At 71.0% G+C, this 24,999-nt stretch carries 23 protein-coding genes; 9 read left to right on the top strand and 14 right to left on the bottom strand.

Annotated features, from left to right (window positions below):
- Positions 1 to 74: 74 nt before the first annotated feature.
- Positions 75 to 1,187: a nucleotide disphospho-sugar-binding domain-containing protein gene (locus OM076_RS08090; RefSeq protein WP_270038994.1), complete on the top strand. Its 1,113-nt coding sequence runs from the start codon at positions 75 to 77 to the stop codon at positions 1,185 to 1,187.
- Here the strand turns inward: OM076_RS08090 and OM076_RS08085 are convergent.
- From OM076_RS08085 to OM076_RS45950, 4 genes are read right to left on the bottom strand one after another with little or no spacing between them, the layout of a single operon-like run.
- Positions 1,176 to 1,946 carry an AAA family ATPase gene (locus OM076_RS08085; RefSeq protein ID WP_270038993.1) on the bottom strand — a complete coding sequence of 257 codons (771 nt, stop codon included), beginning with the start codon at positions 1,944 to 1,946 and terminating at the stop codon, positions 1,176 to 1,178. The two genes, OM076_RS08090 and OM076_RS08085, sit on opposite strands and share 12 nt — an antisense overlap.
- Positions 1,943 to 2,947 (bottom strand): NADP-dependent oxidoreductase, encoded by a 1,005-nt coding sequence (locus tag OM076_RS08080; RefSeq protein WP_270038992.1) that lies wholly within the window; start codon positions 2,945 to 2,947, stop codon positions 1,943 to 1,945. Before OM076_RS08080 ends, OM076_RS08085 begins: the two co-directional genes overlap by 4 nt.
- Before the next feature lie 17 nt (positions 2,948 to 2,964).
- A complete protein-coding gene (locus tag OM076_RS08075; RefSeq protein WP_270038991.1) occupies positions 2,965 to 3,819 on the bottom strand; it encodes a DUF4231 domain-containing protein in 855 nt (284 codons plus the stop codon).
- On the bottom strand, positions 3,770 to 5,851 hold the full coding sequence (locus OM076_RS45950) for a molybdopterin-containing oxidoreductase family protein (RefSeq protein ID WP_270038990.1): 2,082 nt from the start codon (positions 5,849 to 5,851) through the stop codon (positions 3,770 to 3,772). The genes OM076_RS08075 and OM076_RS45950 overlap by 50 nt, the downstream gene beginning before the upstream one ends.
- Before the next feature lie 26 nt (positions 5,852 to 5,877).
- On the opposite strand from OM076_RS45950, the gene OM076_RS08065 reads away from it, so the two are divergent.
- Complete coding sequence (locus OM076_RS08065; RefSeq protein WP_270038989.1) at positions 5,878 to 6,201, top strand: hypothetical protein; 324 nt, start codon at positions 5,878 to 5,880, stop codon at positions 6,199 to 6,201.
- Here OM076_RS08065 and OM076_RS08060 read toward each other — a convergent pair.
- Positions 6,185 to 7,072 (bottom strand): type IV toxin-antitoxin system AbiEi family antitoxin domain-containing protein, encoded by an 888-nt coding sequence (locus OM076_RS08060; RefSeq protein WP_270038988.1) that lies wholly within the window; start codon positions 7,070 to 7,072, stop codon positions 6,185 to 6,187. The genes OM076_RS08065 and OM076_RS08060 overlap by 17 nt on opposite strands.
- A 90-nt stretch (positions 7,073 to 7,162) precedes the next feature.
- Between OM076_RS08060 and trkA the strand changes: the two genes are divergently transcribed.
- The 4 genes from trkA to OM076_RS08040 are packed head-to-tail and all read left to right on the top strand — an operon-like array spanning position 7,163 to position 11,989.
- Positions 7,163 to 8,479: a Trk system potassium transporter TrkA gene (gene trkA / locus OM076_RS08055; RefSeq protein WP_270038987.1), complete on the top strand. Its 1,317-nt coding sequence runs from the start codon at positions 7,163 to 7,165 to the stop codon at positions 8,477 to 8,479.
- Positions 8,476 to 9,981 (top strand): TrkH family potassium uptake protein, encoded by a 1,506-nt coding sequence (locus tag OM076_RS08050; RefSeq protein WP_270038986.1) that lies wholly within the window; start codon positions 8,476 to 8,478, stop codon positions 9,979 to 9,981. Before trkA ends, OM076_RS08050 begins: the two co-directional genes overlap by 4 nt.
- Positions 9,982 to 9,983: 2 nt before the next feature.
- The gene (locus OM076_RS08045; protein WP_270038985.1) at positions 9,984 to 10,877 is read left to right on the top strand and encodes an aminotransferase class IV; all 894 of its coding nucleotides are present in this window, start codon (positions 9,984 to 9,986) and stop codon (positions 10,875 to 10,877) included.
- Entirely contained in the window at positions 10,874 to 11,989 is a 1,116-nt protein-coding gene (locus tag OM076_RS08040; RefSeq protein ID WP_270038984.1) for a hypothetical protein, read from the top strand. The genes OM076_RS08045 and OM076_RS08040 overlap by 4 nt, the downstream gene beginning before the upstream one ends.
- Here the strand turns inward: OM076_RS08040 and OM076_RS08035 are convergent.
- Genes OM076_RS08035 through OM076_RS08025 form a run of 3 tightly spaced genes read right to left on the bottom strand, consistent with a single transcriptional unit; the run spans position 11,955 to position 15,369 of the window.
- On the bottom strand, positions 11,955 to 12,875 hold the full coding sequence (locus OM076_RS08035; protein ID WP_270038983.1) for an NAD(+)/NADH kinase: 921 nt from the start codon (positions 12,873 to 12,875) through the stop codon (positions 11,955 to 11,957). The genes OM076_RS08040 and OM076_RS08035 overlap by 35 nt on opposite strands.
- A complete protein-coding gene (locus OM076_RS08030) occupies positions 12,872 to 14,248 on the bottom strand; it encodes a class II 3-deoxy-7-phosphoheptulonate synthase (protein WP_270038982.1) in 1,377 nt (458 codons plus the stop codon). Before OM076_RS08030 ends, OM076_RS08035 begins: the two co-directional genes overlap by 4 nt.
- A 5-nt stretch (positions 14,249 to 14,253) precedes the next feature.
- Entirely contained in the window at positions 14,254 to 15,369 is a 1,116-nt protein-coding gene (locus tag OM076_RS08025) for a hypothetical protein (protein ID WP_270038981.1), read from the bottom strand.
- A gap of 64 nt (positions 15,370 to 15,433) precedes the next feature.
- Between OM076_RS08025 and OM076_RS08020 the strand changes: the two genes are divergently transcribed.
- Positions 15,434 to 15,655 (top strand): hypothetical protein, encoded by a 222-nt coding sequence (locus OM076_RS08020; RefSeq protein WP_270038980.1) that lies wholly within the window; start codon positions 15,434 to 15,436, stop codon positions 15,653 to 15,655.
- Here OM076_RS08020 and OM076_RS08015 read toward each other — a convergent pair whose 3' ends face one another.
- Genes OM076_RS08015 through OM076_RS08000 form a run of 4 tightly spaced genes read right to left on the bottom strand, consistent with a single transcriptional unit; the run spans position 15,656 to position 19,976 of the window.
- The gene (locus tag OM076_RS08015) at positions 15,656 to 16,732 is read right to left on the bottom strand and encodes an NAD/NADP octopine/nopaline dehydrogenase family protein (RefSeq protein ID WP_270038979.1); all 1,077 of its coding nucleotides are present in this window, start codon (positions 16,730 to 16,732) and stop codon (positions 15,656 to 15,658) included.
- Between the two features lie 27 nt (positions 16,733 to 16,759).
- A complete protein-coding gene (locus OM076_RS08010) occupies positions 16,760 to 17,935 on the bottom strand; it encodes a putative peptide maturation dehydrogenase (RefSeq protein WP_270038978.1) in 1,176 nt (391 codons plus the stop codon).
- 10 nt (positions 17,936 to 17,945) lie between these two features.
- On the bottom strand, positions 17,946 to 19,697 hold the full coding sequence (locus OM076_RS08005; protein WP_270038977.1) for a S8 family serine peptidase: 1,752 nt from the start codon (positions 19,695 to 19,697) through the stop codon (positions 17,946 to 17,948).
- Positions 19,698 to 19,715: 18 nt separating this feature from the next.
- On the bottom strand, positions 19,716 to 19,976 hold the full coding sequence (locus tag OM076_RS08000; RefSeq protein WP_270038976.1) for a hypothetical protein: 261 nt from the start codon (positions 19,974 to 19,976) through the stop codon (positions 19,716 to 19,718).
- Between the two features lie 142 nt (positions 19,977 to 20,118).
- Here OM076_RS08000 and OM076_RS07995 point away from each other — a divergent pair, with 142 nt between their 5' ends.
- A complete protein-coding gene (locus OM076_RS07995) occupies positions 20,119 to 23,919 on the top strand; it encodes an ATP-binding protein (RefSeq protein ID WP_270038975.1) in 3,801 nt (1,266 codons plus the stop codon).
- Between the two features lie 135 nt (positions 23,920 to 24,054).
- Here OM076_RS07995 and OM076_RS07990 read toward each other — a convergent pair whose 3' ends face one another.
- A complete protein-coding gene (locus OM076_RS07990; protein WP_270038974.1) occupies positions 24,055 to 24,450 on the bottom strand; it encodes a hypothetical protein in 396 nt (131 codons plus the stop codon).
- A 149-nt stretch (positions 24,451 to 24,599) separates the two neighbouring features.
- Between OM076_RS07990 and OM076_RS07985 the strand changes: the two genes are divergently transcribed.
- Positions 24,600 to 24,773, top strand: coding sequence for a hypothetical protein (locus OM076_RS07985; protein ID WP_270038973.1), 174 nt, complete (start codon positions 24,600 to 24,602; stop codon positions 24,771 to 24,773).
- 15 nt (positions 24,774 to 24,788) lie between these two features.
- Here the strand turns inward: OM076_RS07985 and OM076_RS07980 are convergent, their stop codons facing one another.
- Positions 24,789 to 24,923, bottom strand: coding sequence for a hypothetical protein (locus OM076_RS07980; protein ID WP_270038972.1), 135 nt, complete (start codon positions 24,921 to 24,923; stop codon positions 24,789 to 24,791).
- Between the last annotated feature and the right edge of the window lie 76 nt (positions 24,924 to 24,999).

Below are 24,999 nucleotides of genomic sequence, written 5' to 3'. Positions count from 1 at the left end.
AACGACGCCGAGCCGCGATGCGCGCGGCCTCCACCGTCGTTGTCCGTTTGCTTCTTTAGAGAGGAAGTTCCTTCATGCACCTCGTCATGGTCGGCAGCTCGACGCCGAGCCACGTCTATCCCAGCCTCGCGCTGATCGCCGAGCTCGTCGCGCGCGGCCACCGCGTCAGTTACGCCGTCGGCGACCGGATCGCGTCCGTGGTGGCGCCCACCGGCGCGTCCGTCATCGCCCACCCGACGCTGCTCCCCGACACCGACGGCGCCTGGCCGGAGGAGATCGGCGCGGCGATGCGGATCTTCCTCGACGACCAGATCGCGGTGCTGCCGGTGCTGCTCGACGCGGTGACGGACGCCGACGCGGTCCTGTACGACATCGGCGGGTTCGCGGGCCGCGTCGCGGCGCACCGCTGGGGCGTGCCGGCGATCCAGCTCTCGCCCACCTACGTGGCCTGGGAGGGCTACGAGGAGGACATGGCGGAGTTCACCGCCACGTTGAAGACGTCGGAGTCGGGCGCGAGCTACTTCGCCGCGCTGCGGTCCTGGCTCGACGAGAACGGGATGGCGATCGCGGGCGACGACTTCCTTGGGCGCCCCGAGGCGTGCGTCGTATTGATCCCGCGAGTGATCCAGCCGAATGAGGAGCGCGTCAGCGCCTCCTACAGCTTCGCGGGGCCGTGCATCGACGCGTCGCGCACGTCCGGATGGACCCCGGGCGAGGATGACGATCGCCCGCTCGTCTACGTCTCCTTCGGCACGTCGTACACGAACCTCCCCGACCTCTACGCCCGCATCGTGGCCGAGCTGGGGGAGACGTACCGGCTGGTGCTCGCGACCGGCAAGTTGGACCCGGCGGAGTTTCCCGGTCTGGAGGCCGCACGGAACCAGCCGCAACTCGACATCCTCGCCCACGCCGACGCCTTCATCACCCACGCGGGCATGGGCTCGGCCGTCGAGTCGCTGTGGTTCGGCGTCCCGACCGTGTCGATCCCGCAGGCCGTCGACCAGTTCACCAACGCCGCCCAGCTCGAGGCGATCGGCGCGGGCGTGCAGCTGGGCGAGCGATCGCTCCCGGATGCGGTGCTCGCCGCGCTCGCGTGCGCGCCGCGGGCCCGCGAGGTGCGTGACCTCGTCCGCGCCGGCGGCGGCACGAACAAGGCAGCCGACGCGGTCGAGCGCCTAGTCGCGTAGGTCGCCCAGGGCGGCGCGGAGGTAGCGCGCCGGATCGCCGAGGAACCCGCGGGTGAGGCGGACCGCGTCGAGGTCGTCGTAGTCGCATTCGATGAAGCCCTCGTCGCCGAGCTCATAGATGCGCGCGCCGGGGCAGGCGAGCAGGATCGGCGAGTGGGTGGCGATGATGAACTGCGCGCCGTCTTTGGCCGCACGGGTGATGGCGGCGAGGACCGCGAGCGCGCCGGTGACCGACAGTGCGGCCTCGGGCTCGTCGAGGATGTAGAGGCCTTCGCCGGCGAACCGGTGCGTGGCGAGCGCGAGGAAGGACTCGCCGTGGGACTGCTCGTGGAGCTTCACGCCGCCGTAGAGCGAGATGTCGGGGGAGAACTTGCCGCCGTCGTCGACGGACGCGGCGACGTTGAAGAAGCTCTCGGCCCGCAGGAAGTAGCCGTTGCGCGGCTTGTTCCAGCGGTGCAGCACGGGCTCGAACGCGCCGTCGAGCACCGGCCGCGGGACCGGTGGAAGCTCTCCGGCGCGCTCGAGCTCGCCGCCGTGGGCGGCGAACCCGATCGCCTGGGCGAAGGCCTCGACCAGCGTCGACTTGCCGGTGCCGTTGTCGCCGGCCAGCATGGTGACCGGCGCGTCGAGCCGCATCTCCGCCGCGGCGGCGATCGCCGGCACGTCATACGGGAAGCCCTCGCCCCACTGGTCGGTCCGCTCCAACCCGAGCAGGTACGGACCCGGGCCGGGGCGCCGGATGTCCCGGCGTTTCTTCACCCGAAGCGCACGAGCATCTTGCCTACGTTCGCCCCGCGCAGCAGGTCCATGAACGCCTGCGGCGCGGCCTCGATCCCGCCGTCGACGATCGTCTCGCGGAACTTCACGTCCCCGCTGGCCACCCATGCGCCGACCTCGCGGGCGAAGTCGCCGAAGCGGTCCTGATGGTCGGAGATGATGAAGCCGCGCAGCGTGAGGCGGTTGCCGACGCAGAGGTGCAGGTTGCGCGGCCCGGGCTCGAGTTCCTTCGCGTTGTAGCCCGAGATGGCGCCGCACAATGCGACCCGGCCGAAGGGGTGCAGCGAGAAGATCGCGGCCTCGAGATGCTCGCCGCCGACGTTGTCGAAGTAGACGTCGATGCCGTCGGGCGCGGCGGCCCGCAGCTGCTTGCCGACCGGTCCGTCGTTGTAGTTGAACGCGTGGTCGAAGCCGAGGTCGTCGACGAGGTGGGCGACCTTCTCGGCCGAGCCGGCGCTGCCGATCACGGTGTGGCCCTTGAGCTTGGCGATCTGGCCCGCGAGGGAGCCGACGGCGCCCGCCGCGCCGCTGACGAACACCACGTCTCCGTCCTTGAGGCCGGCGATGTCGAGCAGGCCGACGTACGCGGTCAACCCGGTCATGCCGAGCACGCCGAGGTAGGCGGACTCGGGCACGCCACCCGCCGGCACCTTGCGCGCGTGATTGGCGGGCATGGTCGCGTACTCGCGCCAGCCTTGCTGATGCACGACCACGTCACCGGGCGCGAAGCCCTCGGCCCCGGAGGCGACCACTTCGCCCACCGCCCCGCCGAAGAGCGGCTTGCCGATCTCGAAGACCTGCGCGTAGGACTTCTCGTTCATCCGCCCGCGCATGTACGGGTCGACCGACATGAACGTGGTGCGCACGGCGATCTCGCCCTCGGCGGGATCGGGCACGTCGACTTCGGCGAGCTCGAAGTTGGACGGCTGCGGCTCACCCTGCGGACGGGAAGCGAGGCGGATCTCTCGGCTGGAGTAGGGCATTGCCCTCACACGCTACGTCACTTGGGCGGCTCGGCGAGCTTGGCGAGCCAGGCCTTGTTCTGCGCCGTGATCACGGTCTCGCAGCCGACGACGAACTCGCCGGGCTGGAGCTTGTCGCGCTCGAACGACGAGAGCAGGTGCGACAGCTGCAGCGCCGTCCGCGAGTATTCGAGCCGCAGGAGGTCCCAGCGTTCCGCGGCCACGTGCGCGGTGATCGCGGACGTGATGCTGGTGACGACCGGCACCCAGACGGCCAGGCCGCTGAGCTCGAACTTGCCGGCCGCGACGGCGAACGCCGAGCCGATCGCTCCCAGCACCACCACGAGCAGCCGCGCCCTCCGGATCCAGCCGTCGAGCTCGCGGGCCTTGGGGAGGTAGTAGCCCTCGACCTGCTGCTTCACGCGCTCGGTCGCATAGGTGCCGGCGTCCGTGACCACCGGTGGGACGCGTTGCTTGGGCTTGAACGCCGTCACGCGCACGTAGAGGTCCGCGGCGCCTTCCTCGAGCCGCGCGACCTGCTCGGCGAGCCGGTCGTCGCGCGTCGCGGCGGCGTAGTCGCCCGCCTGGGCGAGGTACGTGAAGGCCTCGGACTTGATCGCCTCCGCGACCGACCGCGCGCGGGTCCAGGGCTCCGAGTTCTCCTTGCCCGCGAAGGCGGTCGCGATCGCGGACCCGGCGGCGACCACCGCGGCGAGGTAGACGAGGACCTGCCCGGTCGTGGTGTCCAGGCCGACGCCCGCGCCCGCGGTGCTGAGGACCGCCCCGACGATCGTGAACGTCAGGACGAAGTCGCGCGCGGTGGTGACGCGGTCCTTGAGGTCGTCAGCGGCTTGCGACCACTGGCTCTGCTTGTCCCAGACGGCCTGGATCATCGTCCGCGACTCTAACCCGCTCGACCTCGACGCGGTTGTCGTGGAAGATCGCCCCGCCGGCCATGTCGGCGTCGCGCTCCTCGACGGTCGCGTTGACGTTCGCGCCGCCGCGGATGTGCTTGAGCCAGTAGCCCTTCGTGGACGCGATCACGCCCGGGCGGACGCGGTCGGAGATCTCGACGGCGGCCTCGAAGCTGCCGCGGGCGTTGAAGACGGTGGCGGTGTCGCCCGTCTGGAGGCCGCGCGCTCGCGCGTCGTCGGGGTGGAGCTCGATCCGCGGGCCGCCGGCCTTCTTCATCAGGTCCGGCTTGTTGGCGAACATCGAGTTCAGGAACCAGTGGCTCGCGGGGGCGATCAGCGCGAGCGGGTGCGCGTCGTCGGTCTCGGCGCGGACCGGCGCGACGTAGCCGGGGAGCGGGTCGTGGCCGGCGTCGCGCGCGCTCTCGGAGTAGAACTCGAGCTTGCCCGAGGGCGTGGGGAAGCCTTCGGTGAAGGGGACGTACGGCGTCTGGTAATCCAGCCGCATCCAGCCCGTTTCGTACAGGCGCTCGAAGTCGGCGTCACCGAGCAGCGTGCGGGCGAGCGTCTCGTCGTCGTCGTAGAGCGACGGCTCCTCGAGCCCCATCGCCTTGGCGAGGCGCCGGAACGTCTCGGTGCCGGACAGGCACTCGCCGGGAGGCGCGGTCGCCGGGCGGTTGAGGTGGATGTACATGTGGCCGTAGCCGTCGTTGACGTCCAGGTGCTCGGTCTGCATCGTCGCGGGCAGGACGATGTCGGCGTAATCCACGGTGTCGGTCGGGAACTGCTCGATCACGACGGTGAACAGGTCCTCGCGCTGCAGCCCTTCGCGCACGCGGTGCTGGTCGGGGTTGCTGCTCATCGGGTTGGCGCCGTAGATCACCAGCGCCTTGACCGGAGGGTCGTCGGCGCGCAGCAGCGTGTGGCCGAGCTGGGTCATCGAGAGCGTGCGGACCGGCTGTTGCAGCAGGTCGTCGCGATACGTGGAGACCAGGTCGGGCATGAAGCGCCCGCTGGTGCTGTAGGAGGCGCCGCCGCCGGGGTACTGCCAGTCGCCCGTCACGCCCGGGAGCGCATACAGCAGGCGCATCGCGTTGCCGCCGCCTGCGTGACGCTGCATGCCCATGGTGCAGCGGATGCCGGTGGGGCGGGTGGTCGCGATCCGCTCGCCGAGCGCGACGATCGTCGCCTCGTCGATGCCGGTGATCTCGGCGGCCTTCGATGGCGGGAAGGCGAGGATGCGCTCCTTGAACTCCGGCCAGCCGACGGTGTTTGAATCGAGGTAGTCCCGGTCCTCGGCGCCCATGCTCACGATCACGTTGAGCAGCCCGAGAGCGAGCGCGGCGTCGGTGCCGGGGAGCGGTGCGAGGTGCTCGTCCGCCTGTGCCGCGGTGCGCGTCCGGATCGGGTCGATCGCGACGATGTGCGCGCCGCGCTTGCGCGCCTTGAGGATGAACTTCCACAGGTGGTGGCCGCTCGTGAGCGTGTTCGTGCCCCACAGCAGGATCAGCTTCGACTCCGCGAACGTCTCCGGATCCATCCCGGCGGCGGTGCCGGTGACGTACGTCGCGCCCTGCCGTCCGGCGACGCTGCAGGCCGTCATGTCATGCCGCGACGCGCCGAGCACGTTCCACAGCCGCTGGCCGGCGCGGCCCTCCAGGCCCTGGACGTATCCGAGCGTCCCGGTGCCCTGGAACGGCCAGATCGCCTCGCCGCCGTAGGTGTCCTTGACGTACTGCAGCTTGGCGGCGATCGTCGTGAGCGCCTCGTCCCACGAGATCCGCTCGAACCGCCCCTCGCCCTTGGCGCCGACCCGCTTGAGCGGGTACAGCAGGCGATCGGGCGCCTTCGTGTGCTCGAGATACCCGTTGACCTTCGCGCACAACGCGCCCGCGGTGAAGGGATGTGCGCGGTTGCCTTTGAGGTTGATCGCCTCGCCGTCGTCGTCGACCGTGACGACCCAGCTGCACCCGTCTGGGCAGTCGAGCGGGCAGGCGCCTAGGACCTCGTGCACACCTTCAGGCTACTTTCCCGGGAAACATGGATCTACCCCCACACGCCCGAGCGGTGCTCACCGGCCCCGATCTCGTCGCCCGCAACCTCGCGGGGCTCGAGCGGGACCCGCAGCGCAAGTGGATGCTGCGGCGCCCGCGTGCGGTCCGGCGCTCCTACGTCTCGGTGGTGGTCGACGGCGCGGGTGACGAGGAGCGCTGGATGCTCCTCCAGGACGAGGAGACCCGCGATTCCTACGTGGCCGACGTGCTGTCGCGCGAGGCCGAGCCGGACCGCCAGGCGATGTGGCTCCTCGGCCAGCCGCGGGCGGTTCGTGAGTCCTACGTCGCCGACGTCATAGATGCTCGATGAGGTCGGCGAGGATCTTGTCCGGGTGGGTCTCGACGTCATCCTCGGTGAAGCGGATCACCGTGTAGCCGGCGGCGCGGAGGGCCGCGTCGCGGATCCGGTCGTCGGTCTTGGTGCGTGCTCTTCGGTGGTTGGGGCCGTCGATCTCGACGCAGAGTCCCGGCCAGTACGCGTCGACCTCGAAGCCGTTGACGATCGTGTTGGTCTGGGGCGTGGGGAGGCCGGCACCGCGGACCAGGCGCTTGAAGCGCTTCTCGAGGCGGGTGCGGGTGCCGGCGCTGCCCGAGAGGTGCAGGCGCAGCGCCTCCTCGAGGACGTCGAGGTTGTGGCGGCCGTTGCTGCGATCGATCGCGGCGCGGGTCGCCTTGAGGCTGAAGATCTTCAGGTACGCGGCTTCGTGGATCAGGTTCGCGAGCTCGTCGGCGTCTTCGCCGTCGTCGCTGAGGTCGATCAGCATGCGCGGGATCGTGGTGACCGGGATGCGGTTGACGATCGTGATGTCGCACGGGTCGAGGTTGCGGCACGTCCGTAGCCGGAACCCGGCCTGCGGCCGGCGGTGCCCGGGCGCCACCACGTCGATCTCGTCCGGCTCCCGCTTCGTGAGCCGCATCAGCACCGCGCCACACAGGCCGGTGAGCGCGGAGCGGTCGCCCGCCGCGAGGATCGCGGCCATCCATTCTCCCTCCCGCGAGAGGTTGGGATGCCCGTAGGCGTAGACGCCGCGGTACTTCCTATAGAGCCGCCCAGCGCGTACCCAGTCGGCGATCGTCGAGCGCGGCAGCCCGAGTTGCGACGCCCTGATCGCCCCATGCTGGTGCGCCGCGAGGAGGGGTGCGCCACGTTTGTGCGGCCTGTCCGAGCGTTCGTGGATCACCCCCCGGACCATCGCCGAGAGGTACGAAACGGAACAAGACGCAAGCGTGCCGAAACACGCGCGGAAGCGTCACAAAATACGCTCACCCGCATGCGGATCATCGTGCTCGGCGCGGGGCATGTGGGGCGGGCCATCGTGGATGCGCTCTACGAGGAGCACGAGGTCACGGTGATCGACACCGACGCGGACCGCCTCCAAGCGCTTGCCGACCGCTACGACGTGCGGATCGTCGAGGGCAATGGGACGACCAAGCGGGTGGTCGCCGAGGCGGGCATCCAGGACTGCAGCCTCTTCATCGCCTCGACCTCGCGGGAAGAGGCGAACCTCGTCTCCGCGATGCTCGTCAAGAAGCTGAGCCGCGCGATGGTGGTGGTCCGGACGACGAGCGTCGAGTACCTCGACGCGTGGCGGGAGCGGGAGATCGACGTCGACTTCATGGTCTCCTCCGAACTGGAGACCGCGAACGCGATCAGCGGGCTGATCGGCATCCCGGCGGCGCGGCAGACCGACGTCTTCGCCGACGGGCAGGTGCAGATCGTCGAGTTCGACGTCCCGGCCAACGCGTCCGTCGTCGGCAAGCCGCTCAAAGCCGCCCCGATCCCCAAGGACTCGAAGGTCGTGAGCATCATCCGCGGCAACGCGATGCGCCATCCGAGCGGGGCCGAGACGATCGAGGCCGACGACCGCATCGTCGTGATCGCCTCACCCGCTTCCGCAAGACAGTGGAGCCGCGTGATGTCCGACGAGCAGGAGCGCGTGGACGACATCGTGATCTTCGGGGCGGGCCAGATGGGCACGACGATCGCCCGCGTGCTGCTGGACCGCGACATTCGCGTGCGCTTCGTCGAGGGCAGGGCGGAGCGGGCGCGCGAGGTCGCCGAGGAGTTGCCGGACGCGCGGGTCTTCCACGCCTCCGCCTTCGACGGCGAGTTCTTCGCGCGCGAGCGGATCGGCCGCGCCACCGCCGCGGTGTTCGCGCTCAACGACGACCCCGGCAACCTGTTCAGCGCCGTGCTCGCGAAGGCCCACGGCGTGAAGCTGACGATCGCGCTGGCGCACGACCAGTCGTCGATCAAGGTCTACGAGAACGGCGGCGTCGACGTCGCGATCAACCCGCGTCAGGTCGTCGCCGAGGAGCTCGTGCGCTTCGGCCACGACCCGCGCATCCGCCAGATCGCGATGCTCGACGACGACCGCTTCGAGATCCTCGATCTCACGGTCAGAGGCGACTCCGAGCTGACCGACACGCGCTTCGACGAGCTGCCGCAGACCGGCTCGGTGATCGGCGCGATCATCCGCGACGGCACGCCGATCTTCCCCCACGGCGACGACGTCCTCAAAGCCGGCGACCGCGTGATCGTGTTCGTCGAGTCACGCCGCGCCTCGCTGGTCGAACGGGTTCTATGAGGACCGGCATCGACGTCGGCTCCGCCCTCGACCTCGTCGGCGGCGTCCTGAAGTGGCTCGCGCCCGCCTTCCTCGCGCCCACGGCGGTCGCGATCGGCTATGGCGAGCCGTTCTGGTCCTTCCTCGTGGCCGGTGCGATCACCGGCACCGCCGGCCTCGCGCTCGACCAGATCACCGGCGAGAAGCACGGCGCGGCGATCACGCCGCGGGAGAGCTTCCTCGTCGTCGCGCTGATCTGGCTGCTCGTGCCGATCTTCGGCGCGCTGCCCTTCGTCCTCGACGGCGGTCCGCAGCTCAGCCGCCCCGTCGACGCCTACTTCGAGACCGTCTCCGGCTTCACCGCCACCGGCGCGACGCTCGTGCCGAAGATCGAGGAGCTCGCCCGCTCGATGCTCTTCTGGCGCCAGCTCACCCACTGGCTGGGCGGCATGGGCATCATCGTGCTCGCCGTCGCGATCCTGCCGCGCCTGCGGATCGGCGGCCGGCAGCTGCTGCAGTCCGAGCTCGCCGGCCCGACCGAGATCGAGCAGCTCGGCGACACGATCCGTTCGACCGCCCGGCGGCTCTGGCGGCTCTACGTCGTCCTCACGCTGATCGCGATCGCGGTGCTGATGTTCTTGAGCGTCACGAACCTCGACGACGTGATGACGCCGTTCGACGCGGTCGGTCAGGCGCTCTCGGTCGTCGCGCTCGGCGGGTTCAGCACCCGCACCGTCTCGATCGCCGCGTTCGCCCCGATCACGCAGTACGTGATCCTCGCGTTCATGGTGATCGCGGGGATCAACTTCCTGCGCCTGTACCGCTTCTTCGTGCAGCGGCGCGTCGATGTGCTGGTCAAGGACGAGGAGCTGCGCCTCTATCTCGCGCTGATCGCGATCGGCACGACCCTGATCGCGATCGAGGTCATCGGCAGCGGCGTCGAGCACGGTGAGGCGGGCTTCCGCCACAGCCTCTTCCAGGCCACGGCGATCCTCACCACCACCGGCTTCGCGACCACCGACTACGCGCTCTGGGGACCGCTGGCGACGCTCACGCTGCTGCTGTTGATGTTCAGCGGCGCGAGCGCCGGATCGACCGGCGGCGGCATCAAGATCGTCCGCCACCTCCTGATGTTCAGGCTCGTCAAGCGCGAGCTCGAGCAGACCGTGCACCGCGAGGTGATCGTGCCGATCCGGGTCAACCGGCGCGTCGTGGACGAGAAGGCGCTGCGCAGCGCCATCGTGTTCGTCCTGCTCTACCTGCTGACGTTCGCCGTCGGGGCGCTCGGGCTGGTCGCCGACTCGCGCCGCGCCGGGGAGGAGCTGAGCGCCTTCGACGCGTTCGGCGCCGCCGCCGCGTGCCTGGGTAACGTCGGACCCGCGTTCGGCTTCGCCGGACCGTATGGCTCGTTCGCGCCCTTCAGCGATCTGTCGACCTGGATCTGCACCGTGCTGATGTGGCTTGGACGAGTCGAGATCATTCCTGTTGCCGTCGTCCTGACCCGCGCCTACTGGAGAGCCTGAACATGACCTTCGATCCGTCCGGCCTGACCGCCTACGTCAACGGTGAATACGTCGACGCCACCAAGGCGTCCGTGTCCATCTTCGATCACGGCTTCCTCTACGGCGACGGCGTCTTCGAAGGCATGCGGGTGTTCGACGGCGGACTCTTCCGCGCCAACCTGCACCTGGACCGGATCGAGCGCAGCGCCCGCACGATCGGGCTGCCGCTGCCGGTGCCGAAGGACGAGCTGCTGAACATCATCGGCGAGGTCGTGCGGCGCTCAGAGCTGCAGGACGCCCACGTGCGCCCGATCATCGCCCGCGGCTTCGGCGGCCCCGGCATCGACCCGCGCAACTGCCCCGAGCCGACGCTGATCGTCTCCGCCTACCCGTTCCCGCCCTTCCTCGGCAACGACCCGATCAAGCTCTTCACCAGCGCGGTCGTGCGCAAGGCGCCGCGCAGCCTCGGCGCGCACGTGAAGTCCCTCAACTACCTCGACGCGATCGTCGCCAAGCAGCAGGCGGGCGAGCTGGGGATGCACGACGCGGTCATGCTCGACCACCTCGGCGCGGTCGCCGAGTGCACCGGCGCGAACCTCTTCATCGTCGTCGGCGACACGCTCGTCACGCCGACCACGCGCGCCGCCCTGCCGGGCATCACGCGCAGGACCGTGCTCGAGATCGCGCGCGAAGAGGGGATCGCGGCGGAGGAGCGGGACGTGTGGCCGGCCGAGCTGCACTGCTGCGACGGCGCGTTCGTCTGCGGGTCCGGCGCCGGCGTCGTGCCGATCGGCTCCTTCGACGGGCGCCCCGTCGTCCAGCCCACCCACCCGATCATCACCCGCATCCAGGACGCCTACAAGGCACGCACGCGTGACGCCGCGTACCGAACGGAGCTCTACATTGCCGTCTCATGAGGTTCTCCGTCACGGTGCTGGCGCTCTTCGCGCTGCTCGCACCGCAGGCAGCACAAGCTAAGAGCGGGACGTTCGCCAAGCGCGACGCCCTCACCCACGGCGTCGCGGGTGACGAACGCTACGTCTTCGTCACCGAGCCCGGGATCGGCGTGGCGCCCAACGGCGCCCGCGTCGTCGCGCTCGATCGCTTCACCGGCCGCGAGGTCGCCGCGCTCCCGGCGCCCGAGGGCGGGTTCAAGCTCCCGTTCACGCTGCGCGTCCCCCGCACCGGCCACTTGGTCGTCCTGGACAGCGGAGGCTTCCCGCCGGTCGGACCGCCCGTCGTCTACGACTACAGCTACGGCGCCAAGCACGGCTTCACCGCCAAGCTGACGCGCACCGTCAACTTCGCGGGCAACCCGATGGGCTTCGCCGAGGACGTCGACGTGCTGCCCAACGGCGAGTACGTCGTGTCGGAGTCGATCTTCGGCGGTCTCTGGATCGTCGGCCGCGACGGCGCGATCCGCCGCGGTCTCGTCCCCGACGACGGAGCGTCCGCGCTGCGCAAGCTCGGCCCGTGCCAGGACAGCGGCGTCGCCCGGACGGTCGGCGACCTGCCGTTCGCGGCTCCCGGCGGGTTCCTCCCGGGCGCCGGCTCGCTCGCCGTCCACGGCAAGACGCTCTACATCAGCTCCACGTGTGAGGGCGGCATCCAGGAACTGCCGATCAAGGTGCTGCTCGACAGCAGCAAGCCGGCCGTCGAGCGCGCCGAGAAGATCAAGACGCTGACCGCCAAGGCGGACGGCGACCTCGAGAGCCTGAAGGGCATCACGTTCAACCGCTGGGATCCGAAGGACGACTGGATCTACGCCGGCGACCCGTTCCACCTCAAGCTGATCCGCGTCAACTCGCGCACGGGCAAGCGCGAGGTGCTCTCCGACGACTCGCGGCGCTTGGACTTCACGATCGCGGCGACGTTCCTCCCGCCGGTCCGCCACGGCGCGGCGAACCCGCTGATCACGACCTCCGATCAGGAGTACCGCTGGAGCCCCACCAACGCGGCGCTCAACGGCGTCGACCACTTCCAGCTGCCGTTCATCATGGCCGAGTTCTACCCGAAGGGCCGGCGCTAGGGGCGGTCAGATCCCGCAGCTCTTCGGGGAGGAACGGCAGGTCGAGCAGGCTGAGCTTGACCTGATTGCGGCGCTGGTGGCGGTCGCGGTCGAGCCGGACGACCTGGCCGGCGTTGGGGATCAGGCGGATCGCGATCGTCTCGCCCGCCTGGGTGCGGTGCAGGACGCGGCCGTCGACCTCCACCGCCGGCCGCCCGCTCCCCTCCAGCAGCGTCAGCTCCACCGGCTCGTCGGCCGAGACCACCATCGGCCGGCTGATGCCGGACATCGGCGCCAGCGGGGCGATGATCACGGCGTCCAGCAGCGGTGACACGACCGGTCCGCCCGCCGCGTAGGAGTACGCGGTCGACCCGGCGGGCGTCGCCACCACGAGGCCGTCGCAGCGGTAGCGGCCCATGCGCTGGCCGCCGACCGACAGGGCGGCGTTGACGACGCCGTCGTCGGGGACCCGCACGAGCGCGACATCGTTGAATCCGACGCTCTCCGCAGCACCCGCGCGCACCTGGAGCGCGCTGTGCTGCTCGATCGTGAACTCGCCGCGCTCGAGCCGGTCCAGCGCCGCGGGCAGCTCGTCCGGCTCGACCTCGACCAGGAACCCGAGGTTGCCGAGGTTGACGCCGAGCACCGGCACGGCCCGCTTGACCACCAGCCGCAGCGCGCCGAGCATCGTCCCGTCACCGCCGATGCTGACGAGCGCGTCCGTCTCCTCGGCCAGCTGGTCGGAGACGATGACGCCGGGAGGGAGCCGCGCGGCGTCCTCGGCGCGCGCGACGAGCCGGCTGCCGTGGGACTGCGCCCAGGCGACGATCGCCGTCGCGCTGGGACCGGGGTCCCGGCGCGGGTGCAGCACGAGGCCGATCGTCGGTGCGCGCTCCGGTGGGGTCATCGGCGCAGCATCTCGACGACCAGGAACGCGAGCTCCAGCGACTGCTGGGTGTTCAGGCGCGGGTCGCAGGCCGTCTCGTAGCGGTCGCTGAGCTCTGAGTGGGAGATCATCTGCGCGCCGCCCAGGCACTCGGTGACGTCCTCGCCCGTGTGCTCGATGTGGATGCCGCCCGGGTGGGTGCCGAGCCGCTTGTGGACCTCGAAGAAGCCTTCGACCTCGTCCATGATGCGGTCGAAGTGGCGGGTCTTGTGTCCGCTCGGGGACTCCTCGGTGTTGCCGTGCATCGGGTCGCACTGCCACACCACGCGATGCCCGTTGCGGCTCACCGCCTCGATGATCGGCGGCAGGTGCTCGCGGACCTTGTCGTTGCCCATGCGCGAGACGAGCGTCACGCGCCCGTCGACGCGGTTGGGGTCGATGCGCTCGACCAGCTCGACCGCATCGTCCGGCGTGGTCGTCGGCCCGATCTTGACGCCCACCGGGTTCGCGACGAGCGCGGCGAGGGCGACGTGCGCGCCTTCGAGCTGGCGGGTGCGGTCGCCGATCCACAGCTGATGGGTCGAGAGCAGGTAGAGCTTGTCCTCGTCGAGCCGCAGCAGCGCGCGTTCGTAGTCGAGCACCAGCATCTCGTGGCTCGCGTAGAGCTCGACCGTGCGCAGCGAGCTGTCGTCGACGCCGCAGGCGGACATGAACTGCAGGCTGCGCTCGATCTCTCCCGCGACGCGCTCGTAGCGCTCGCCCGCGCTGGACTGGCGCACGAAGTCCATGTTCCACTCGTGCAAGTGATGCAGGTCGGCCAGGCCCGCGCCGGTGATCGCCCGCGCCAGGTTCATCGCCGCCGCGGCGTTGGCGTAGGCGCGGACGAGCCGCGACGGGTCCGGCCGGCGGCCCGCCGCGGTGGGCTCGAGCGCGTTGACCATGTCGCCCCGGTAGGACGGCAGGCCCGTCGCGTCGGTGTCGGAGCTGCGCGGCTTCGCGTACTGGCCGGCGAAGCGCCCGAGCTTGACCACCGGCATCGCCGCGCCGTAGGTCATGACGACCGCCATCTGCAGCAGCGTGCGGATCGTCCCGCGCAGGTGCGGCTCGGTGTTGTCGTTGAACGTCTCGGCGCAGTCGCCGCCCTGCAGCAGGAAGGCCTCGCCGCGCGCGACCTCCCCGAGCCGTGTCTGGAGCCGGTCGACCTCGGTGGGCACGGCGATCGGCGGGACGCTCTCGAGCAGCAGCCGCACCCGCGTGACGAAGTCCGGATCCGGCCACGCGGGCTGCTGCGCGGCTGGTCGGGCGAGCGCGTCTCTGAGCGCCGCGGCCAGAGCCTGGGGGAGCGGGGGAAGCTCTGGAAGCGAGTCCACGGGCACGTCGACGGTCCAAGTCATGCCCGTCAGTAGAACAAAAACGGCCACCAGTTCTTCATCGGGCGCCCGTCGTCGTCCAGCGCCGTGTTGTCCAGGCCCGGCATGTTCTGCCGCCAGTAGACGACCCACCGGCCCATGCAGTCGGGCGCGAGGTCGCGGTAGCGGTCCAGGACGGCGGGGGTCCACGGCCGTGCTTCCTGGTCCGGCTGGCGCCAGGTCTCGATCGTCGAGAGGACCGGATCGGCGGCGTCGAGGTCGTAGTCGAAGCGGCCGTTGGGCATGAAGTGGACGTTGCCGCCGGCGGGGATGTAGTCCTCGACGCTGTGCTTGCGCCAGCCCGTGCGATAGCGCAGGGTCGTCGGCGTGGGGTAGTCGACCGGCTGCGGGCCCTTCAGGTACAGCGACTCGAACGGCAGCCCGTAGCGGCGGCCCAGATCGAGCATCGCGTACTCGCGGAAGTAGCGCTCGTAGTAGGGGATCGTGCCGGTCGTCGCCATCCGCTCCAGCGAGTGGCCGAGGCTCTCCATCGCGCAGCCGACGCCGCGGGTGAAGTTGACGAACAGGATCCGCAGGCTGCGGCCGATCCACGGCGCGCGATGGTCCCCGGAATTCCCGGCCTGGCGTTCGTAGCCGTCCTTCGGGCGCAACTGCGTGTCGTACGTGCGCTTGACCTCGACGGTCTCCCACGGCGCGCTGTGATCGGTGTGATCGGCGAGCAGCCAGACCTCGTTGACGAGGCCGCGCTCGGTCAGCTCGCCGAGGTTCAGGCCGTCGTGGAGCTTGAACTCGTGCAGCGCGCCATAGTCGAACCCGACGCCGTCCGCCGCGCGTGGGTACTGCGCGGAGTTGCGGTCGCGGCTGCCGCGCGGCTCGGTCAGGTCGACGATGTCCACCAGCTCGTAGTCGAGGAACACCGGCGCCCGCGGATCCCGGTACCCCTGCCAGCGCGAGGACTCCCGCAGCGCGGCCATCAGCGCGCGCAACGTGTCGCGAGCCGCCGCGTCGGTGAGGCCGTTGACGAAGTTGACCGCCAGCACCCGCGGCCGCAGCAGCCGGATCCGGTCGTGATTGCCGATCAACCACGGGTCCGAGTTCACCGCGCTCTCGGCGTTCGGCCAGACCAGATCGGAGTCAGCGGTCACGAGCGGCTACGCGCCATTTCCGTATCCGGCCAATGTTTTGCGCTGCGGCGGAGTCTTCCCATCCATGACCAGCAAAGCACTGAAGGCCACACTCCTCGCGACGGCGATCGCGCTCGTCGCTCCCGTCGCCGCGGCCAATGCCGCCACCGACGGAACCTCGAACACCATCATGGTCGCCGAGTCCGTCGCCCATAGGGAACAGTTGAAGTGGACGTTCGAGGACATCCTCGTGACCAGCGTGACCGTCCCGAAGGCCGGGTTCATGGACTACATCGACGACGTGTGATCAGATGGCGGCGAGCTCGCTCGCGGACAGGCCGTCGAGGCCGAGGGTGGCGACGGTCCGGACAGCGCCGGCCCGGAGGTCGCGCCCGAGCACGGCCGACGCGATCGTGATCACTCCGTCGATCACCGGCGTCGGAACGTCCACGTGGGCGGCGAGGTCGGCGAGGAAGACCAGGGAGAAGCCAACGTCCTCGGTCAGGTAGCGGTGCTCGAGCCTGTCCTGCGCGGCGATGCCGAGGAAGCCCGGGGCCTTGCTGTAGCCCGTCGAGTAGTTCAGCTCGGTCATGTAGCCCTGCTTGACGCCGATCTCGGGCTCGGAGAGGACCTTCACGCCGAGCGCGGCCGCGATCGCCAGCCGCTCGTTGTCGACGGCCTCGATCAGCCGCCCGACGCCCTCGGTCACGCCCTCCTCGTAAAACAGGAAGCCGCCGCTGGTGCGCTCGAGCAGGGCCGCGTTGAGCAGCGTCACCGCTGGGTGGATCACCGGGTTGCCGTTCTGCAGCGTGGTCTGGAAGACGCTCTCGGCCTTCTCGACCGCCGGCCAGACGTCCTTGATCAGGTCGTAGAGCCTGTCCGTCCCCGCCCGCGGGAGCCCCGCGAGATAGACGCCGGTCTTGAGCTTGAGGAAGACGTTGATGACGCCCGGCTCGGTGATCCGCACCGCGTAGGGCAGCGTGCTCGTCTCGCCGACGATGTAGCGCTCGTCGTCGAGATCGAACCCGGCGCTGCGCTTGAAGGCGATCGCGCCGGCGCACGACCCGGGGCAGATCAGCACCGCCGCGCCGTCGTCCAGGTAGGGCCCGGCGAGGAACGCGTGCGGCTCGGTGGCGTACGCCGGGCCGACGATCACCGTCAGCTCGGCAGCCTCCATCGCCTCGGCGATGTCGTTGCCGGCGTACCGGATCGGGGCGAAGCCCTCGAGATCGCCAAACGCGGTGACGCCGCCCGCCGCGTCGATCGCGGCCAGGTGCGAGCCGAACTGCGGCGGTGCGTAGAGCGAGACGTCGTGACCGTGCTGGGCGAAGTCGAACGCTGACGCGACCCCTCCGTTACCCGCTCCGAGAACTGCGACGCGCATCCAGACCTCCCGCCGTAAACCGTGCGCTCACCCTAACGGCGTGAACCGCAGCTCGAGCGGTGAGTAGCCCGGAGTGCGCGGGCCGCAGCCCGTCATCGCCACGACGCCCTCGTCGACGCCGTCGAGCCCGAGCCGAGCTTCGATGTCGTGCGAGTTGACCGCCAGCGTCACGTAGGAGCCGAGCCCGAGCTCGGCCGCGACGAGGTACTGGGTCTGACTGAGATGCCCGACCTCGGCGAGGATCGCGGCGTAGGCCTTGTCGGTCGCGCGGTACTTCCAGTAAGAACGCTCGAAGCGGCTGGTCAGGACGAAGGACACGTGCGCGTCGCCGAAGTAGTCCTGGCCGCAGGTGAACACCGTCGCCAGCTCGCGCACCGCGTCTCCAGGCAGCGGCGAGAGCAGGGCGAGCGCGTGCTCGCGCACGTCGTAGTGATAGATCCCGGGCGCAACGCCCTCGACCTGCGAGATCAGCGCGTAGGCCTCGATCGAGTGCCGCGCCCCGCCCGCCGGGCTGGTGCGGCGGATGACCGTGCCGAGGTCCGTCTCCGCCGTGCCGTGCGCGCCGAACACCCACTGCAGCACCGTCGCGAGATCGTCGGAGCGCATGGTCTCCGAGCGCGCGAACGACCGTGTCGTGCGCCGCGCCGCAAGCGCCCGGAACAGCCCCTCGTCCCGCGCCGCCCGGGGCAGCGCCACGCGCGGCGCATCCGCCGGCGCGGCCGAGTGAAACGCCGGCGGGGAGGCGCCGAAGGAGTCCACGAACGCCCGCTTGAGCTCGGGCGAGGCCGCGCGCTCACCAGGCTGGTACGCCGGGTCCTCCCGGAGGTCCATCCCCGAGCGCTTGGTCATGAAGTGGTAGCCGGCCGCGTGGACGTTCCAGCCGTGCTCGAGCAGATCGGCCTCGCGGGCGCGCAGCGAGGCGAACGGCTCGTCGTCGGAGTCTGAGATCAGCAACCCGCGGCGGGCGAGCGAGACGACGTGCTCGTCATCACCCGCATCGACGAACTGACCGGCGGGAACGGACAACAGCGCGCCGAACTCGGCGTGGGTCATCCGCTCCCGCCGGCCGGTGAGGAGCGCGAGCGCGTGAATGTCGGGCGGTTGCGACGTCAGGTCGACCACGCCGCCCAGGAGGGCGGCGAGGTGGACGCGCTGCTCGTCCACGAGTTCGAACAGGACGAAGCTCGCCCGCTTCACGCGCACGGGCTCGGCCTCAGTCGGACAGGTATGCGATCAGCGTCCGGAACTGCTTGCGGTTGTCCTGCATCGAGGCGTACAGGCCCTCGAACTCGGTCGCCGGGGCGAGCTTGAGCTTCTCCGGCGGCGTCCAGCCCGACGCGTCGACGTTGATGCTGGCGAGCGCCTTGACGGGGTCGGCTTCGAGGTGGTCCCGGAAGCCCTGGTCGTTCGCGAGCTTGTCCGCGAGGGTGAGAGCGTGGCCCTGGCTGATGGCAACGCCCAAGAGGTCGTCAGGCACGGCAGTCTCCTTCTGTTGTTGGCTGGCTGTGTCCGCGAGCGCTTCCAGCGCCGCCGAGACATTGATGAGACCGTGGCCGGTGGCCAGGTCGCGCCCGCGCTGCGCGGGATGGTTGAAGCGCGGGTGGTTGTGGCCGACGTAGACGTCCGTCGCGCCTGCGCAGAGCGCGTCGCACACCTGCTTCGGCGTCGCCTGCCTCCACATCCCGCGAAGCACCGCGGCCGCGCCCGCAACCTGCGGGCAGGCCGCCGACGTGCCGGAGAACAGCGCCCAGCCGTCATAGGGCGTCGTTCCGTCGGGCGGGTCGTCGCCACCCGCGAAGGCGCGCTCGAGGTCGATCCGGCACCCGCGCGGGACCGGCATCGCGATGTAGGAGGCGCGCGGGCGCATCCCCACGAGACCGGACACGGTCGGCACGTCCACGCCGCCGAACCAGTCGCTGTGGTACCCGCTCGCGTACGTCGACGCCTGCAGGTCGAGGTCGGCGTTGGCGTACACGCCGCCCGCGGCGATCACGCCCGGGACCTGCGCCTCGACCCCGCAACTGCCGTTGCCGGCGGCGAAGACGACGATGATGCCCTGGTCGATCGCGTCGAGGATCTCGAGCACGAGCGCCCGGTCGGCCGCGTGCGGTTCGGGCGGGAGCGGGTCGGGGTAGTCGCCGCCCCACGAGTTCGACAGCACGTCGGGACCGTCCATCTTCGCGCGCATGAACCCGGCGACCGCGGCGACCATGTCCCCCTGCTGGTTGGAAGCACGGACCGGCCACAGCTCGGCGTCCGGTGCGATCGCGAAGACATTGGCGGCCTCGCCGGTCCCGTGCCCGATCGGGTCGCCCGCCGGCGTCGTGCCGGGGACCACCGTGACCGGGGGCCGCACCGCGTAGGCGTGCGCCTCGAAGAACGGATGGGCGCCGTAGCCGCTGTCGACCATCGCGACCGTCACGCCGCGTCCCGTGTAGCCGGCGCGGTGAGCGGCCGGGGCCTTCAGGATCATGGCGACGTCGTCGGGAAGCCGCAGGTGAAAGCGCGAGTTCGGCGGCGGGATCGGGCCTTGCGGCGCCCGGGGGCGCTCGATGACCACGCCCTCGATCTCGTCCGGCTTGGCCTTGCCGGCGCCGGGCGCGTCGGGCTGGCCCGGGCCCACGATGTCGATGTGCGTGACGTCCTCGATCCGCCCGCCGCGCGCGCGGGTGCGCTGCTCGTAGGCGACGAGCTCGCCGTCGGTCAGCGCCGCCCAGGCCTGCGGCGGCCCGGCGATGGCCATGCCCAGCCGGCTCTCGGCCACGATGTGGAACTCGAGCTCCTCGAGCGTCTTGCGCGCCGCCGCGCGGTCCTCGTCCGTCGCGAAGAACTTCGGCAGGTCGGTCAGGTCGTCGGCGTCCAAGAACGACACTCCGCCCTGCGACCGGATCGAGACGTAGCCGACGACCACGCCCGGCAGGGCGTCTCCGGTCTCGAAATGGATGATCCCTGACGGGACGGACATCGCGGGGGCTCCCTCCTCTTACAGCGGACTCTCGTAGAAATGCTTCGGCGGGACGATCGCCGCGTACTCCACGTGCTCGCGCAGCGCGTCCGGGACCGCGAGGTCGATCGGGTCGCCGGGTCCGAACGCGGTCCGGACCGCCGTCGCGTCTCCCATCGCCAGCAGGCCGACCGCGAGCGGCATGACCTCGAGTCCGAACTGCGCGAGCCAGTCCGCGACGATCTGCGAGCTCGCGCCCTGCCGGAGCTCGACGACCACTTCCATGTGCTGCTTCTCCATTTGCTTGAACTTGAGTGGATCCGTCGACGCTCGAATACCTGGATTGTCAGCAGGAAGACAATCGGTTCGAACCTGGGGGCCACCGGCGCCATCGCGCGGTTGAGGTTCCTCGGCCAACGGGGGTAGCTTCCGGCCCACCGGCATGCAATTCCGAATTCTCGGGCCACTAGAGGTCGCCGGCGACGATGGCGTCCTGGCGCTTGGCGGGGTCAAACCGCGCGCGGTTCTCGCGGTATTGCTGCTGCATGCCAATGAACCGGTGAGCGCCGAGCGGCTCGCGCTCGCCCTCTGGGGAGAGGACGCGCCCGGCCGCGCGACCAAGACCGTGCAGGTCCACGTCTCGCGGCTGCGCAAGGCGCTCGGCGGCGGGGACATCGTGGCCACGACCCCCGGCGGGTACCGCCTGCGGGTCGAGCCGGGGGAGCTGGACTCCGAGCGCTTCAACGCGCTCGTCGCGACCGGCCGCGACGCGCTCGCCGCGGGGGAGCCCGAGCACGCGGCCGCCGTGCTGCGCGAGGCGCTGAACCTGTGGCGCGGGCCGCCGCTGGCGGAGCTGGCGTTCGAGCCGTTCGCCCGGCAGGCGATCACCCGCCTGGAGGAGCAACGGCTGATCGCGCTCGAGGCGCGCGTGGACGCCGATCTCGCCGCGGGCTGGCACGCCGCGCTCATACCCGAACTTCAGCAGCTCTCCGCCGCGCACCCGACCCGCGAGCGCCTCGCCGGGCAGCTCGTGCTCGCGCTGTACCGCTCCGGGCGCCAGGCCGACGCGCTCGCCGCCTACCGCACCACCCGCGACCTGCTCGTCGACCAGCTCGGCCTCGATCCTGGCCGTGAGCTGCGGGCGCTCGAGCAGCGCGTGCTCCAGCAGGACCCGGCGCTGGACCTCGTCACAGTCAAAGAGCGCCGACCGGTGCCGGTGGTGGTCGAGGAAACGCCGTCCGCGGTCGTCGTCGCTCCGCCGGTCATCCGTCGCAGCGTCACGGTGCTCGTCGTCACTTTGCGGACCCTCAGCCGCTACAACCACGCCGATCCCGAGGTCGGGCGCCGCCTGATGGCGCTCGGCCGCAACGAGGCCGTCCGGATCATCGTGCGCCACGGCGGCCGCTTCCACGCCGGCCTCGGCTCCCAGCTGCTCGGCGTGTTCGGCCTCTCCGCCTCGCACGAGGACGACGCGCTGCGCGCGCTCAACGCCGCCGTCCAGCTGCGCGAGGGCGTCACGACGCTGATGCATGGCGAGCCCGGCACGCTCGACCTGCGAATCGGGCTCGACGCGGGTGAGATCGTCGCCGAGGGCACCGGCGAGGAGATGTCGCTGTTCGGGAACCCGCTCGACGGCGCGGTCGGGCTGGCCAGCATCGCGCGCGAGGGCCAGATCCTGCTCAGCGAGGCGACCCGCCGGCTCGCGCCGGACGCGATCCGCGTGCAGCCCGCGGACCACGACGCGTGGCTGCTGAGCGCGATCATCCCCAACGCGCCCGCGGTGCGCCGCCGTCACTCGATGCCGATGGTCGGCCGTGACGAGGAGCTCGCGATCGCGTTGGCCGCGTTCGAGCGGGCGACGACGACGCGCAGCGCGCAGCTGCTGACCGTCGTCGGCGAGGCGGGGCTGGGCAAGTCGCGGCTCGCGCAGGAGTTTCGGCACCGCGTCGTCAAGCGCGCGACGACGCTCGTGGCGCAGTGCGGCGCGCTCGGCGACGGCAGCTCGCTGTGGCCGCTGCGCGACGCGCTCGCCGACCTCGCCGGCGGCGGCTCGCGCGATGCCATCCGGCGCCTGCTGGGCGACGCCGAGGACGCCGATCAGGTCGCCGATCTCGTCCACGCGGGGCTCGGCCTGGGCGACATCGCGGCCGATCAGGACCGGGTGCCGTGGGCGCTGCGCCGCCTGCTCGAGACCATCGCGGACGCGGGGCCGCTCGTGCTCATCCTCGAGGACGCGCACGCCGCCGAGCCGCGGCTGATCGACCTGCTCGAGTACCTCGTCGAGTGGCTCACGACCGCGCCGCTGTTCGTGCTCTGCCTCGCCCGTCCGGAGTTCCTGGAGTCGCGGCGCGCGTGGATCGGCGGGCGCGCCGGCGTCGCGGCGATCTCGCTCTCGCCGCTCAGCGGGGACGACGCCGCGCGGCTGCTCGAGCACCTCGTGGACGAACGCTCGGCACCGCTTTCGCGCCCCACCGACGTGCTCGACGCCGCCGAGGGCAACCCGCTGTTCATCGAGCAGATGTTCGCGATGCGCATCGAGGACGGGTGCGGCGGCGAGCAGCGCATCCCGGCCACGATCCAGGCGCTCGTCGCCGCGCGGCTGGACCGGCTCGGGGACGGCGAGCGGGCGGTGATCGAGCGGGCGTCGGTGATCGGCCGCCGGTTCGCCGCCAGCGCGGTGACGGAGCTGCTGCCGGTCGAGTCGCGGCCGGCGGCGGGGCAGCACCTGCGCGAACTCGTGCACCGCGGGCTGATCACGCCCGACCGCAGCCCGATCGGCGGCGAGGACGTCCTGCGCTTCCACCACATCCTGATCCGCGACGTCGCCTACGCCGTGTGCGCGAAGGAGGTCCGCGGGCGCGTCCACGAGGACTTCGCCAACAGCCTGGCGCGGCGCGAGGAGAACGTCGACGAGTCCGTCGGCTACCACCTCGAGCAGGCGTTCGGCTACCGCGCCGAGCTCGAGCGGGTCGACGAGGAGGCGCGCCAGCTCGCGACGAGCGCGGCCGAGCGGCTGGCGGTCGCGGGCCGCCGCGCGCTCGCCCGCGGCGACGCGAGCGCGGCCAGCCGCCTGCTGACGCGCGCCGCGAGCCTGTTCGAGGCCGGCGGTGACGTCCGGCCCGACGTGCTGCTCGCGCTCGGCTCCGCGCTGTGCGACAGCGGCGACTTCCCCGCGGCCGGCCCGATCCTGCGCACCGCGCTCAAGGCCGCCCGTGCCCAGCACGAGGAGACGCTCGTCGCGCGAACGATGCTCGAGCTCTCCAACCAGCGGCTGTTCGCCGACCCGCACCCGGACGTCGCCGCGATGCACGAGACGGCCGAGGAGGCGATCAAGATCTTCGACCGCTACGGCGACGACTCGGGGCTCGCGCGCGCTTGGAATCACATCGGCTTCCTGCACTGGACGCGGCTGCACATGGGGCTGGTCGAGGCGGCGCTGGACCGCTCGATCGTCTACGCCACGCGGGTGGGCGATGCGCGTGAGCGCTCCGAGGCGTTCAACACGCTGCTGCGCGCGACCGTCGTCGGCCCGAGCCCGGTCGACGTCGGCATCCGGCGCTGCGAGGCCGCGCGCGGGAACGTCGCCGAGGGCATCTCCCTCACCGCCGTGACCGACATCACGATGGCGGTGCTGGAGGCGATGCGGATGAACATCGACATCGCCCGCGACCTCTACCAGGGCGCCCGCCAGCGGTTGGAGGAGCACGGGCTCGGCCTCAAGCTCGCGGGCCTGGAGATCTACGCCGCGATGGTCGAGTTGATCGCCGGCGACCCGAGCATCGTCGAGCCGGGGCTGGAGCGCGCCTACGCGGCGCTTGAGCGGGTGGGCGAGCGCGGGCGGCTGCCGACCGTGTTGGCGTTCCTGGCCCGCACCCGCTGTGCCCTGGGCGCCTACGACGACGCGCTGCGCTTCACCCACCTCAGCGAGAAGCTCAACTACCGCCACGACGCGGCATCGCAGATCCTCTGGGCCGGCACCCGCGGGCGGGTGCTGGCGCGGGCGGGGGAGACCGGCGAGGCCGAGCGGCTGGCCCGCTTCAGCGTGACGACCGCGCAGAGCACCGACGCCGACTTCCTGACGGCACAGGCGCTGACCGACCTCGCCGACGTGCTCGACGTACTCGGCAAGGGCGACGAGGCCGTGGCGGCGCTCGACCAGGCGATCGTGCTGCACGAGGCCAAGCAGAACGTGGCCTCCACCCGCTCCGCCCGCGCGCTCAGGGCCGCGCTGGTGGGCTACTGAACGTGTGCTCGATCAGGTTGGCGCTCGCGACGCGAGCGTCGAGTTTCTCGCGCTCTGTTCACGAAAGTCGACGCTCGCTCACCTTCCCACGTGTCACGTTCGCCCTGGGCGGGGTGAGAACGCGGAACCTCCGACTCAGGACGCCTCAGAGCGCCCCTCGATGCATGCCAGCGCCGCTCGCTGGCGTGGGCGCAGCCACGGCGCGGCGAGGACCAGCGTCTCGTCTTCAGTGGCGATGCGCAGCGGCCGGGCCAACCCGCAGCCCGCTTCGAGCTCGATGTCGACGGCGTCCAGCTTCCAGCGCTCGAGCCGGGTGCCGGGCGCGCCGAGCAGCCACCGCACGCTCGCGACGAGCAGCAAGAGGTCCGTCTTGCGGAGCACCAGCAACATGTCGGGCGCGAGCGTCACGACCCGCGGCGCGGCGTCGGAGCACCGGACGAGCGCGGCCGCCCGGACATCTGCTTCGACCCAGCGCTGCGCCAGCCGCACCATTCGCCGTGTCCCGAGTGTGCTGGCCTGACGTCGCGTCATCACGGATGAGTCTCCGCGGACGCGGCGGTCCGGACAATCGGGAAGCGACCCCGAACTTGGCCGCGGGCGACCCCCGCACCGACTTCCGGTCGGTGGTTGACCCGTCGACGGGACCGGCGTAGCGTCACGCCGACCCCGAGGAGGTTGCAATGCTCGATCAATCACCGCCGAGCCGGCTCGAGCGGCTCCGTCAGCGCCGGCGTGATCGCAAGCAGCGCCGGGCATGGCGGCGCGAGCGGCGCAAGGTCGGCGTGGACCTGCACGACGCCTCGACGATGGCCGAGAGCAGTCAGTTCAAGAGCGGGTTCTTCACGAAGAAGTGAGAGAGGCGGAAGCGCTCATTCGAGGCGCTCGATGCTCACCGCGGTGGCGCCCGGGAGGACGTAGACGTTGCAGGTCGGCTCGCCTGTCAGCAGGCGCGCGAACCCGTTGCGGGCGTAGTTGCCGCCCGACGCTCCAGGCCCGCGGAACACCTGCGGCAAGATCCTGGTCGGTGAAGCCCAGCGCCGACATGAACGTCACGGGTCGCGGCACGCGCGCAGCATCTCC

Source organism: Solirubrobacter ginsenosidimutans (genome assembly GCF_027587205.1).
This window is presented reverse-complemented; position numbering and strand designations above follow the sequence as displayed.